The sequence below is a fragment of the Neorhizobium galegae genome, from assembly GCF_017877135.1.
Lineage (GTDB): Bacteria > Pseudomonadota > Alphaproteobacteria > Rhizobiales > Rhizobiaceae > Neorhizobium > Neorhizobium galegae_A.
The window spans coordinates 167132-180135 of sequence record NZ_JAGIPH010000005.1 but is presented as its reverse complement, the minus strand read 5'-3'; the positions used below and the strand labels follow the sequence as shown (position 1 = coordinate 180135).

Annotated in this window: 11 protein-coding genes; 10 read left to right on the top strand and 1 reads right to left on the bottom strand. The window is 62.6% G+C overall.

Translation table 11 applies throughout. The features are described from left to right. Positions 1-145: 145 nt before the first annotated feature. The 7 genes from J2858_RS16045 (at position 146) to J2858_RS16015 (ending at position 8067) form a co-directional block, all read left to right on the top strand. Positions 146-2365, top strand: a complete 2220-nt coding sequence (locus tag J2858_RS16045; protein ID WP_210105833.1) for a primosomal protein N' — start codon at positions 146-148, stop codon at positions 2363-2365. Positions 2366-2446: 81 nt separating this feature from the next. Further along, the gene (locus tag J2858_RS16040; protein WP_210105832.1) at positions 2447-2830 is read left to right on the top strand and encodes a DUF4345 domain-containing protein; all 384 of its coding nucleotides are present in this window, start codon (positions 2447-2449) and stop codon (positions 2828-2830) included. Positions 2831-3088: 258 nt separating this feature from the next. Then, on the top strand, positions 3089-3655 hold the full coding sequence (locus J2858_RS16035) for a F0F1 ATP synthase subunit delta (protein WP_210106043.1): 567 nt from the start codon (positions 3089-3091) through the stop codon (positions 3653-3655). Beyond that, positions 3655-5184 carry a F0F1 ATP synthase subunit alpha gene (gene atpA, locus J2858_RS16030; protein ID WP_210105831.1) on the top strand — a complete coding sequence of 510 codons (1530 nt, stop codon included), beginning with the start codon at positions 3655-3657 and terminating at the stop codon, positions 5182-5184. Before J2858_RS16035 ends, atpA begins: the two co-directional genes overlap by 1 nt. 27 nt (positions 5185-5211) lie before the next feature. Next, complete coding sequence (locus tag J2858_RS16025; RefSeq protein WP_210105830.1) at positions 5212-6087, top strand: F0F1 ATP synthase subunit gamma; 876 nt, start codon at positions 5212-5214, stop codon at positions 6085-6087. 27 nt (positions 6088-6114) lie between these two features. After that, on the top strand, positions 6115-7587 hold the full coding sequence (gene atpD / locus J2858_RS16020; RefSeq protein WP_210105829.1) for a F0F1 ATP synthase subunit beta: 1473 nt from the start codon (positions 6115-6117) through the stop codon (positions 7585-7587). A gap of 72 nt (positions 7588-7659) precedes the next feature. Further along, a complete protein-coding gene (locus J2858_RS16015; protein ID WP_210105828.1) occupies positions 7660-8067 on the top strand; it encodes a F0F1 ATP synthase subunit epsilon in 408 nt (135 codons plus the stop codon). A gap of 71 nt (positions 8068-8138) precedes the next feature. Here the strand turns inward: J2858_RS16015 and J2858_RS16010 are convergent, their stop codons facing one another. After that, positions 8139-9053 (bottom strand): LysR substrate-binding domain-containing protein, encoded by a 915-nt coding sequence (locus J2858_RS16010; protein ID WP_210105827.1) that lies wholly within the window; start codon positions 9051-9053, stop codon positions 8139-8141. Positions 9054-9161: 108 nt separating this feature from the next. Between J2858_RS16010 and J2858_RS16005 the strand changes: the two genes are divergently transcribed. Genes J2858_RS16005 through J2858_RS15995 form a run of 3 tightly spaced genes read left to right on the top strand, consistent with a single transcriptional unit; the run spans position 9162 to position 12931 of the window. Further along, positions 9162-10307, top strand: a complete 1146-nt coding sequence (locus J2858_RS16005; protein ID WP_210105826.1) for an iron-containing alcohol dehydrogenase — start codon at positions 9162-9164, stop codon at positions 10305-10307. Then, positions 10307-11800: an aldehyde dehydrogenase family protein gene (locus J2858_RS16000; protein WP_210105825.1), complete on the top strand. Its 1494-nt coding sequence runs from the start codon at positions 10307-10309 to the stop codon at positions 11798-11800. The genes J2858_RS16005 and J2858_RS16000 overlap by 1 nt, the downstream gene beginning before the upstream one ends. 12 nt (positions 11801-11812) lie before the next feature. Next, positions 11813-12931 carry a mandelate racemase/muconate lactonizing enzyme family protein gene (locus J2858_RS15995; RefSeq protein WP_210105824.1) on the top strand — a complete coding sequence of 373 codons (1119 nt, stop codon included), beginning with the start codon at positions 11813-11815 and terminating at the stop codon, positions 12929-12931. Positions 12932-13004: the final 73 nt, after the last annotated feature.

Below are 13004 nucleotides of genomic sequence, written 5' to 3'. Positions count from 1 at the left end.
CCGAGGTGACGAAGGCGCCGGAGCAGCCTTGCATGTTTGAACCGGCCGCCGATCAGGATGTCCTGCTTCATTTCATCGCCACGGGTGGAGGTAGCGGCCTGATTTCGGTTCCCTTTTGTTCCGCGCCGAGGCATGGTCCCGCGCCATGGGAAAAGATTCGTCCGATCTCTTCGGCGCTCTCTTCGATGCGCCCAAGTTGAGCCGCGTTGTGCCGGTTCTGGTGCCGCTGCCGGTGCCGGAAGCCTATAGCTATGCCGTCCCGGATGGCATGGCGGTGGAGCCGGGCTCTGTGGTGCAGGTGCCGCTTGGTCCCCGCCAGGTAATCGGCGTCGTCTGGGATGGCGACGAGGATCTGCGGCTTGACCCGAAGAAGCTGCGCCCTATCACGCTTGCCTTCGATTGCCCGCCGCTGACGCGCGACATGCGTGCCTTCATCGACTGGGTCGCCTCCTATACGCTCTCGCCCCCGGGGCTTGTGGCGCGCATGGCCGTGCGGGCGCCGGCAGCGCTCGATCCCGAACCCATGGTGGAGGCCCTGCGCTACCGGGGCGGTGAGCCGGAACGGTTGACGCCGGCGCGTGCTCGCGTGCTGGACCTCACCCGCGACGAAATGCCCTGGACCCGCAGCGGCCTTGCCCATGCGGCGGGCGTGTCGGCAAGCGTCATCGACGGACTGGTGAAGCAGGGACTGTTCGACACCGTCTTTCTACCGCCACCGCCGGTGGTGGCCAGGCCCGATCCCGATTACACCGCGCCGCGCATCGAAGGCCCGCAAAAGCAGGCGGCCTCGGAAATCGTGGAAAACATGCAGGCCGGCGGCTTCTCCGCCTCTCTCATCGATGGCGTAACCGGCTCGGGCAAGACGGAGGTCTATTTCGAGGCGATCGCCGAAGCGCTGCGCCAGGGGCGGCAGGTGTTGATCCTGCTGCCGGAAATCGCGCTCACTGCAAGTTTCCTCGAGCGCTTCCAGGACCGGTTCGGCGCAAAGCCCGCCGAATGGCATTCGGACCTGTCGCCGCGCCTGCGCGAAAAGGTCTGGCGCGGCGTCGTGACGGGGGAGGTGCGCGTGGTGGCCGGTGCCCGCTCGGCGCTCTTCCTGCCCTTCGAGGAACTCGGCCTGATCATTGTCGATGAGGAGCATGACCCGGCCTACAAGCAGGAAGACCGCGTCTTTTACAATGCCCGCGACATGGCGGTTGTGCGCGGCCGAATTGGTGATTTTCCCGTCGTTCTGGTCTCGGCCACCCCCTCTGTCGAAAGCCAGGTGAACGGCCAGAGCGGCCGCTATCACATGGTGCATCTGCCGACGCGCTTCGGTGAAGCGGCGATGCCGGACCTCCATCTGGTCGATATGCGCCGGCATCCGCCGGACCGCGGCGGCTTCCTGTCGCCTGTCTTGCTGCGGGCGGTAAAGAAGACGGTCGAAAATGGCCATCAGGCGCTGCTGTTCCTCAACCGTCGTGGTTATGCGCCGCTGACCTTGTGTCGCGTCTGCGGCCATCGTTTCCAGTGCCCGCAGTGCTCAAGCTGGCTGGTAGAACATCGCTTCAAGGGGCAGATCCAGTGCCACCAGTGCGGTTATGCGGAAAAGACGCCGGAAGCCTGCCCGGAATGCGGCACGTTCGATCATCTGGTCGCCTGCGGTCCCGGTGTCGAGCGCATTGCCGAAGAGGTGGAAAGGCATTTCCCCGACGCCCGCACCATCGTCATGTCTTCGGATCTTCTCGGCGGCGTCAAGCGCATGCGGCTGGAACTGGAGGCGATTGCCAGGGGCGACGCCGATATCGTCATCGGCACGCAGCTTGTCGCCAAGGGGCACAATTTCCCGCTGATGACGCTGGTCGGCATCGTGGATGCGGATCTGGGCCTTGCCAATGGCGATCCGCGGGCGGCCGAACGCACCTTCCAACTGCTGAGCCAGGTGACCGGCCGTGCCGGGCGTACAGGCTTGAAAAGCCACGGACTTCTGCAGACCTACCAGCCGCAGCACCCGGTGATGCAGGCGATCGTGTCAGGCGATGCCTCGGCGTTCTACGAGCGCGAAATCGGTGAGCGGGAAAAGGCACTGCTGCCCCCCTTCGGCCGGCTTGCCTCGATCATTGTCTCGGCCGACAGCCGCGCCGATGCGGAAGGCCATGCGCGGGGGCTTCGCGCGGCAGCACCCAAGGTCTCGGGCATCGCGGTTCTCGGGCCGGCGGAAGCGCCGCTGGCTTTGGTGCGCGGTCGCCATCGCTTCCGGCTTCTGGTGCATGGCCGGCGCAACAGCGACATGCAGGCCTATCTGCGCCAGATGCTGGCCCATGGCCCGAAAGTCCGCGGCAGCGTGCATGTGCAGCTCGATATCGACCCGCAGAGTTTCCTCTGACAGCCGGCGAGCTTTGAAAAGCCGCCGCCCGCTGCTATGGCCGATCGCGTTTGAGAGACCATCCGAATCAGGAGCCCCCGCATGGAACTCTATTTTCCGACCGAACTGCCGGAGCAGCTCGCATTCCTCGGCGCGGCCCTGTCGGCGCTCGCCGGTCTGTTCATTCTGCTGCTGCCGGCCTCTGCGCTGAGGCTCTCCGGTTTTGCCATCGGCGAGGTGACGCCCGAAGGCTATGGTTCGGTCCGCTCAACCGGCGGGCTCTATCTCGGGCTCGGGGTCATCGCCATCTTCCTGGCGCAGGACTGGACCTATCTGGCGCTTGGAGTTGCGGCCGCCATGGGCGCGTTCGGCCGCCTCGTCTCCATGGTTGCAGACCGCGGTTTGACACTGCGCAATGGGACGCTTCTGCTGCTTCAGGTTGTGGTTGCGGTGCTGCCGCTCGGCTATGTGCTCGGTTACTTCTGACAGGCAAGATTGCGCCGGAAACTGTGTATAGGAGGCAATCGCACGCAAGTTGACATAAAATCGGTTCAAGCCCTTGCACAGAAGGCTCTTTCCGCCGTCACGCGTGTTGCGAGTCCCCACGTCCTATGCTAGACGAACCCCGAATTTCGGAAAAAGGCTGGAGGGGTCCTCCGGTCGAAATGAGAAAAAGAAGCAAATTCAAGTGTTTGTCTGAACTCCGAAAACAGGCGTAAGACTTGGATGATAATCAGGGAAATTGTGCCCGTGGCAGACACATCCCAGCAGACTTCCGGCATGGCTTATCGCTACGCCAGCTCGCTGTTCGAGCTTGCGCTGGAGGCCGGTTCGGTCGAGCAGGTGCGCTCAGATCTTGACCGTTTTCAGGCAATGATTGACGAAAGCGATGACCTGAAGAGGCTGATCGCAAGTCCGGTGTTTTCGGCTGAAGAGCAGAGCCGCGCGGTTTCGGCGCTCGCTGCCAAGGCTGGCATCCAGGGCCTCGTCGCAAACTTCCTGAAGGTCGTTGCGGGCAATCGCCGGCTCTTCGCGCTGCCGGACATCATTCGCTCGTTCCGTGCCACTTATGCTCGCCATCGCGGCGAGGTTACTGCCGAGGTTGTCTCGGCCCATGCGCTGTCGCAGGCGCAGGAACAAGAACTCAAGTCGGCGCTGAAGGGCGTGAGCGGCAAGGACGTCAATCTGGACGTGTCTGTCGATCCGTCGATCCTCGGTGGCCTGATCGTCAAGATCGGCTCGCGTCAGATCGATACGTCTCTTCGCACCAAACTTTCCACCCTTAAGCTTGCACTGAAAGAGGTTGGCTGATGGACATCCGCGCCGCGGAAATTTCCGCAATTCTGAAAGATCAAATCAAGAACTTCGGCCAGGAGGCTGAGGTCTCCGAAGTTGGTCAGGTTCTGTCCGTCGGTGACGGTATTGCTCGCGTTTACGGTCTCGACAACGTCCAGGCGGGCGAAATGGTCGAGTTCCCGGGCGGCATCCGCGGCATGGCGCTGAACCTCGAATCCGACAATGTCGGCGTGGTTATCTTCGGCTCCGACCGTGACATCAAGGAAGGCGACACCGTCAAGCGGACCGGCGCGATCGTGGAAGTGCCGGTTGGTCCGGAACTGCTCGGCCGCGTCGTCGACGCGCTCGGTAACCCGATCGATGGCAAGGGCCCGATCAACACGGCGCGCCGTTCGCGCGTTGACGTCAAGGCTCCCGGCATCATTCCGCGCAAGGGCGTGCATGAGCCGATGTCCACCGGCATCAAGGCCATCGATGCTCTGATCCCGGTTGGCCGCGGCCAGCGCGAGCTGGTCATCGGTGACCGCCAGACCGGCAAGACCGCCATCATCCTGGATACCTTCCTCAACCAGAAGCCGATCCACGACAACGGCCCGGACGGCGACAAGCTGTTCTGCGTCTACGTCGCCATCGGCCAGAAGCGCTCGACGGTTGCGCAGTTCGTCAAGGTGCTCGAAGAGCGCGGCGCCCTGCAGTATTCGATCGTTGTTGCGGCAACCGCATCCGATCCGGCGCCGATGCAGTATCTGGCTCCGTTTGCCGGTTGCGCCATGGGCGAATACTTCCGCGACAACGGCCAGCACGCGCTGATCGCCTATGACGACCTGTCCAAGCAGGCCGTTGCCTACCGCCAGATGTCGCTCCTGCTGCGCCGCCCGCCGGGCCGCGAAGCCTATCCGGGCGACGTTTTCTACCTGCATTCGCGTCTTCTCGAGCGCGCCGCCAAGATGGGCGATGCGGCTGGTGCCGGCTCGCTGACGGCTCTGCCGGTCATCGAAACCCAGGGCAACGACGTGTCGGCCTTCATTCCGACCAACGTGATCTCGATCACCGACGGCCAGATCTTCCTCGAAACCGACCTGTTCTACCAGGGGATCCGCCCGGCCGTGAACGTGGGTCTCTCGGTGTCGCGCGTTGGTTCTGCCGCTCAGATCAAGGCCATGAAGCAGGTTGCCGGTTCCATCAAGGGTGAGCTGGCGCAGTACCGCGAAATGGCGGCCTTTGCGCAGTTCGGCTCCGACCTTGACGCCTCCACGCAGCGCCTCCTGAACCGCGGCGCACGCCTGACCGAACTCCTGAAGCAGCCGCAGTTCTCGCCGCTGAAGACGGAAGAGCAGGTTGCCGTGATCTTCGCCGGCGTGAACGGTTACCTGGACAAGATCCCGGTTGCCCAGGTCGGCAAGTTCGAGCAGGGCCTGCTCACCTATCTGCGCAACGACGGCAAGGCCGTGCTGGATGCGATCCGCACGGAAAAGCAGGTATCCGACGATACCCGCGCCAAGCTGAAGGCTGCGCTGGAGTCTTTCTCCAAGTCTTTCGCCTGAACGGATAAGCTCAAGGACCGATAACGGATGCCTTCACTTAAGGATCTGAAGAACCGGATCGCCTCCGTCAAGGCGACGCAGAAGATCACCAAGGCGATGAAAATGGTCGCCGCGGCGAAGCTGCGCCGTGCGCAGGAGGCAGCGGAAGCCGCTCGCCCCTACGCCGAACGGATGGATCGCGTTCTGGCCAGCCTCAGTGCTGCCTACAAGGACAGCCCGGAGGCTCCCCTCCTGCTGTCCGGCACGGGCCGTGACCAGACGCACCTGCTCATCGTCGCAACGGGGGAACGCGGATTGGCCGGGGGCTTCAACTCCTCCATCGTTCGCCTCGCCCGCGACCATGCGCTGAAGCTTCTGGCCGAAGGTAAGACCGTCAAGATCCTGACCGTCGGACGCAAGGGCAACGACGTTCTGCGCCGTACCTTCCGCGATAACATCATCGACTACGTGACGTTCCGCGAAGTCAAGCAGCTTGGTTTTGCCAATGCCAGCGACGTTGCGCAGCGCGTCCTGTCTCTCTACGAGGCCGGCGAGTTTGATGTCGCGACGCTGTTCTATGCGCGGTTTGCCTCGGTGATCTCGCAGGTCGCGACGGCCCAGCAGATCATCCCGGCGAAGTTTGCCGAGACGGAAGTGCCGGCAGCGGCCGCACTCTACGAATACGAGCCGAGCGAGCAGGAAATCCTGGAAGACCTTCTGCCGCGCAATGTCGCGCTGCAGATCTTCCGCGCACTGCTGGAAAACAACGCTTCCTTCTACGGCGCGCAGATGTCCGCAATGGACAGCGCAACGCGCAATGCCGGCGACATGATCAACAAGCTGACGCTGTCCTACAATCGCCAGCGTCAGGCGCAGATCACGAAGGAACTTATCGAAATCATTTCGGGCGCTGAAGCGCTCTGAATGCCCAAGAAAGAAGGGTAAGACAACATGGCTAGAGCAGCGACCCTGAATACCTCCACGACGTCCACGAGCACGTCCGTTGGCCGCGTTACGCAGGTCATCGGCGCCGTGGTTGACGTCGCCTTCGACGGCGAACTGCCCTCGATCCTGAACGCGCTGGAAACCGACAACAACGGCAACCGCCTGGTTCTCGAAGTAGCCCAGCACCTCGGCGAAAGCGTCGTGCGCACCATCGCCATGGACTCGACCGAAGGTCTGGTTCGCGGTCAGAAGGTGGTCAACACCGGCGCACCGATCTCGGTGCCGGTCGGCGACGAGACTCTCGGCCGCATCATCAACGTCATCGGCGAACCGGTTGACGAACTTGGCCCGATCCCGACGGAAGCCCGTCGCGGCATCCACCAGCCGGCTCCGGAATATGTCGAGCAGGCAACGGATTCGCAGATCCTCGTCACCGGCATCAAGGTCGTCGATCTTCTGGCGCCTTACGCCAAGGGCGGCAAGATCGGCCTGTTCGGCGGCGCCGGCGTCGGCAAGACGGTTCTCATCATGGAACTGATCAACAACGTCGCCAAGGCGCACGGTGGTTACTCGGTATTTGCCGGCGTGGGCGAACGCACCCGCGAAGGCAACGACCTCTACCACGAAATGATCGAGTCCAAGGTGAACGTCGATCCGCATGAAAACAACGGCTCTGCCGCAGGTTCGAAGTGCGCCCTGGTCTACGGCCAGATGAACGAGCCCCCGGGTGCCCGCGCCCGCGTCGCGCTGACCGGCCTCACCATCGCTGAAGACTTCCGCGACAAGGGCCAGGACGTTCTGTTCTTCGTCGACAACATCTTCCGCTTCACGCAGGCCGGTTCCGAAGTGTCGGCTCTGCTCGGCCGCATCCCGTCGGCCGTGGGTTACCAGCCGACGCTTGCCACCGACATGGGCGCCCTGCAGGAGCGCATCACCACCACCACCAAGGGTTCGATCACCTCGGTTCAGGCCATCTACGTGCCCGCCGACGACTTGACCGACCCGGCACCGGCAACTTCGTTCGCCCACCTGGACGCAACGACGGTTCTGTCGCGTTCGATCGCCGAAAAGGGTATCTACCCGGCCGTTGACCCGCTCGACTCCACCTCGCGTATGCTCGACCCGATGGTCATCGGCGAAGAGCACTACGAAGTGGCCCGTAAGGTTCAGTCGACCCTGCAGCGCTACAAGGCCCTGCAGGACATCATCGCCATCCTTGGCATGGACGAACTGTCGGAAGAAGACAAGCAGACGGTTGCCCGCGCCCGCAAGATCGAGCGCTTCCTGTCGCAGCCCTTCCACGTGGCTGAAATCTTCACCGGTTCGCCGGGTAAGCTGGTTTCGCTGGAAGACACGATCAAGGGCTTCAAGGGCCTGGTCAATGGCGACTACGACCATCTGCCGGAAGCAGCTTTCTACATGGTCGGCTCCATCGAGGAAGCCATGGAAAAGGCAAAGAAGCTGGCCGCTGCCGCTTAACACTGATCGATGGAACGGCGCGCCCTCGTGCGCCGTTCCTTACCGCATAACGCCTTGAAGAAGTGGACCGTCATGGCCGACGCTTTCAAATTTGAACTGGTTTCGCCCGAGCGCCTCCTCGTTTCCGAACAGGTGACGGAAGTCATCCTCCCGGCAACGCTGGGTGAAATGACCGTGCTTGCCAAGCATGCCCCGACCATGACGACGATCAAGGCGGGCGTGGTCACGGTCAAGAATGCTGCGGGCCAGGTTCACAAATACGTCGTGTTCGGCGGTTTTGCCGATATCACGCCGACCGCCTGCACGCTGCTGGCGGAATCGGCCGTGCCGCAGGCAGAAGCCGATCGCAGCCTGTTCGAGAGCCGTATCGAAGCCTTGCGCGCCGATATCTCCGGCGCACCGACGGACGAGCATCGCACGCGCTTCGAGCACATGCTCGCCGACATGACGCATCTGCACAACGCGGTTCATCCGGACTGAGACGACCTCGCGCTTGAACGGTTCAAGGCGGCTTCAGCCGCCTTTTTCGTGTCCGTCATCTCCTCTTGTCGCTACGCGATATCAGACGGAGCAAGGCCCGACAGCAGATGCTGGTGCAGTTGCAAGGCAGCCGCAGGCAACGGCCGGGTACGCGGCATGCCGAGATAATAGCCATACCCCGTTTCCAGCCGATGCGAGCCAAGCGTGACCAGCGCACCGGACACCAGTTCCTCCGCAATGAGGCCGAGGCTGCCCAGTGTTACGCCTTCGCCGCGGATCGCCGCATCGACGGCCATCGAATAGGTGGAAAAGGACAGTCGTGGCTGCACCTTCATCTGTGGCGAAAGCTGCATGCGGGAAAACCACTGTCGAAACGAAATCCAGTTGGCATTGAAACGCTCGTAATCGATGAGATCGAGCCCCGCGATTTCGGCTGGAGAAACGGCATGCGGATCAAAGCCCCGCCGTGCCAGATACGTCGGCGATGCGACAGGCACCAGAACCTCCGGGATCAGCAGGCTGAGGTTCCAGCGGGGGTGGTCGCCACTGGCATAGAGGATGACGAGGTCGTTGGCCTCCGATGCAAGTTCCGCCGGCGCATCCGTCGTCAGCAGCCGCACAGACACGGTGGGACTGGCATGGGAAAAATCGCGCAGCCGCTTGGCAAGCCAGAGATGCGAAACCGATCCGCTCGCGGCAATCGAGATGATTTCGCTTTGTCCGCCCCGGAACGGTTCGAGACTTTCATCGAGATAGTCGAGCGTTGCGCGCACCCTTTGCCCCAGCCGTTCCCCCGCAGGGGTCAGTGCAAGATTGCGGCCACGACGGGTAAAGAGTTGCGTGCCGAGCTGGTCTTCCAACCCCTTGATGCGCCGGCTGACGGCGGCCTGGGTGATGTGCAGCTCGCGCCCGGCGCCTGAAAAATTCATATGGCGGCAGGCCGCATCCAGCACGCGAAACGCTTCCAGCGGAATTTTGTCCAGCATCGCATCCTCCATGATCTCAAGTCATGAAACTGCCCGATTATTCACCGGATTTGAAGATCTGGTCTTGTGATGCAGAGTGCTGTTCTTCGTAACGGATGCTCGTGCCCCATGCGCTTTTCCACCGCCTTCATTCCCGATATTCACTTTGGCGCCGGCGCGGTGGGCGAAGTGGCTATGCTTGCCAGAGCGTTGGGGCCTGTCGAGTGCGCCTTGCTGGTCCTCGATGGCTTTCTCGCGCGAGGCGGACTTGCCGAAGCGCTCGTTGCGGATCTTTCCTCCGTCGGTATCCGGTCGCGTATTTTTTCAGAGTTTTCCGGCGAGCCGAAACTTTCGCATCTGCGGGCGGCTGTTGCGGCCGCTGAAGGCTGCCAGCTGGTGATCGGCATAGGGGGAGGCTCGGCGCTGGATATCGCCAAGATTACCGCCTGCTGCGCCGCCTCCGGAAAGGATCCGCTGCATTATGCGCTGGCGGCCAATCCGCTGCCTAAGAACCCGCTGAGGAAGATCCTCGTGCCGACGACGGCCGGCACCGGATCGGAAACCTCCGCTACCACGATTTTCACCGGCGAAACAGGCAAGAAGCTCTGGATCTGGGGGGCGGAGACAAAAGCCGATCAGGTGATCCTCGATCCGCAGCTGACCGTGACACTGCCGCCGTCGCTTACCGCCTGGTGCGGCATGGATGCCTTCATCCATGCCTTTGAAGCGGCCACGAACCGCAACGCCCATGCCGGTGCGGCCCTTTATGCGCATCAGGCCATGCGGTTGATCATTGAAGGCCTGCCCGTCGCCGTCGCAGACCCGAGCAATCTGCCGGCGCGGGAAAAGCTGCTCCTGGGTTCCTGCTACGCCGGAATTGCCATCGACAATTGCGGTACGGCGATTGCGCATAATATGTCCCATGCGCTTGCGGGCCTTGCGCCGGTCCATCACGGGCTTGCGACGGCACTCGCCTTCGAGGCAACGCTGCCTTGGCTCGTTCAAACGGAAACACCCGATCTGCAGGCCGCGGCCCGCGCCTGTGGTCTGGAGCAGATACAAGACTTGCCGGCCTTTATCTCGGACCTGATGGATCGCTGCGGCATCCGGCGGGCGCTTCCGGCCGCCTTTGCCGCCTTCACGGCTGAGGATCTCGCTGCTGAAATGAAAGCGCCGGAAAACCAGCCTATGCGCCGGGCGACCATTTTCGAGGTCACGGATGCCGATCTCGACCGTTTTGCCGAAAGCCTGATGGCCCTGCCGAGGACACTTTGATGACCAGGACCCGTGCCGACTGGGAAGCGCTCGATGCACGCACGGTGCCGGAGGGGCGGCATTTCATCGACGGCGGTTTTCGTGCTGCTCTCTCGGGGAAGACCTTTACCCGCACCCGCCCGATGGACGGTCGCCTAGGGGCAAGTCTTGCCCGCGGTGATGCGGCCGATGTCGATGCTGCCGTGAGCGCTGCACGGTTAGCCTTTTCGAGCGGCGTCTGGCGCAAGAAGGATCCGTCGGACAAAAAGAGGATCATGCTCGCCTGGGCCGATCTCATCCGGCGCAATGGCGAGGAACTGGCGCTGCTTGAAACGCTGGATGTCGGCAAACCGGTGCTTGCCTCGCTCAATGTCGATGTGAGGCTGTGCGCCGACGGCATCCAGTTCTACGCGGAAATGATCGACAAGCTCTATGACGAGATTGCGCCGACCGGGCCGATGTCGCGGGCGCTGGTGCGCAAGGTGCCGCTTGGCGTCATCGGGGCCATCACGCCGTGGAACTACCCGATGATCATCGATGCCTGGAAGATCGGACCGGCCATTGCTGCCGGCAATTCCGTCGTGCTGAAGCCGGCAGAGCAATCCTCGCTGTCGGCCTTGAAGCTTGCGGAACTTGCGGTGGAAGCAGGGCTTCCGGCAGGCGTCTTCAATGTCGTGACCGGTTTTGGCGAGGAGACAGGCAAACCGCTCGCCTGCCATATGGATGTCGACATGATCGCCTTCACCGGCTCGACCGAGGTCGGCAAGCTGATCATGACCTATGCCGCACAATCCAACGTCAAGCGCGTGGCGCTGGAGCTTGGCGGCAAGTCGCCACTGGTGGTGTTTGCCGATGCGGATCTGGATCTCGCGGCATCAGCCGCCGCCTGGGGCTGTTTCTACAATTCCGGCGAAACCTGCCATGCCGCCACCCGGTTGATCGTCGAGCGGTCGGTCGAGGCGGACCTGATCGAGCGCATTCGCAAGGTGACCGAGAACGAGATCATCCTTGCACATCCCTTCGATCCAGAAGCCCAGATCGGCGCGCTGATCGAGGAGGCGCATATGGACAAGGTGCTGTCCATGATTGCCGCCGGTGAGAAGGAGGGGGCCCGTCGCGTGTTCGGGGCCGAGCGCGTGCTGTCGGAAACCGGTGGCTATTATGTGTCTCCCGGCGTCCTCAAGGGCGTAACGAACGACATGAACATTGCCCGCGACGAAATCTTCGGACCGGTGCTTTGCTCGCTGTCCTTCGAGACGGAAGAAGAGGCGCTCGCCATCGCCAATGACACGATCTATGGCCTGGCGGGTGCGGTGTTTACGCGCGACATGAACCGGGCGCATCGGTTTTCGGAAAACCTTCATGCCGGCACGGTATGGATCAATACCTATGACATGGCCAGTTTCTCCACCCCCTTCGGTGGCTTCAAGCAGTCCGGCTTCGGGCGGGACCGCTCGGTGCACGCCATCGACAAATACTGTGATTTCAAGACGATCTGGCAGCAGTTCAGTTAAGGTGGGTGTGCGATGAAGATTGCCTCGATCGAGATCAGCCATCACCGCCTGCCGCTCGATCCGCCGTTCAAGGCGAGCTGGGATGGCCGCCCCCGGCATCATTTCGATGCCACCGTGGTGCGCGTGCGCGACACGGATGGTCGCGAGGGCATTGGTTCCGGTGATCTGATGAAGGGCTTCGAAGGGCACGAAGACCTGTTTGTCGGGCATGATCCCCGCTATCTGGAGCGGCACTACGAAGTGCTCTCCCATATCAACTTTCATTATGGCCGCTGCTGGCCGCTGGATCTGGCGCTCTGGGACCTTTCGGGAAAGATCACCGGAGAACCGGTCTGGCGCATGCTGGGGGGGCGGGCAGACACGGTGCGGCTTTACGCGTCCTCCGGCGTGCTGCGCGATGCCTCTGCCATGGCCGATCAGGCGGAACGTTATCTGGAGGAAGGCTTTTCAGCCATGAAGGTGCGCTTTTCCTCCTCCGCCGGCGGGCGGGCGAGCTGGCGCGAGGATGTGAAGGCCCTGGAAGCAATCCGCGCCCGGCTGGGCTCTCGGCTTGAACTGATGGTCGACTGCAATCAGGGCTGGCGCATGCCCTGGGATACGACGCTTGCCTGGACCTTCAAGGACGCGCTCATGGTGGCGCGAGAACTGGAAAGGCTGGACATCTACTGGATGGAGGAGCCGCTGCACCGCGCCGATTTGAAGGGCATGCGGCTTCTCAAAGAAGCAACGGCGGTGCGCATCGCCGGCGGTGAGATGACGCGGGAACTGAGCGAGTTTCGCCAGATCATCGAGGAGCGGGCGCTCGATGTCATCCAGCCCGACGTGGCGCTGGTGGGGGGCATTACCGGCTGCCGGCGTCTGGTTTATCAGGCGCGCGAGGCGGGCATGACCTTTACCCCGCACAGCTGGACCAATGGCATCGGCGTGCTGGCGAATGCGCATCTGACGGCGGGCGTCGGCGATGCGCCCTTCCTCGAATATCCCTATGACGGGCCGGAGTGGAGCGAGGCCCGCCGTGATTTTCCGATGGCAGAACCCTTGCAGCACCGCAATGGCTGGCTGGACCTTGGCGAAACGCCGGGGCTCGGCGTGCACCTGGATGAGGAGCGGCTTGCAGCCACGCGCCTCTGAGGAGGCGGCCCCGCAAGGGAGCGGCGGCCATGCCTTGCCTTAAATCAATTTCCGCCTTGCCCTGAACGTGTAG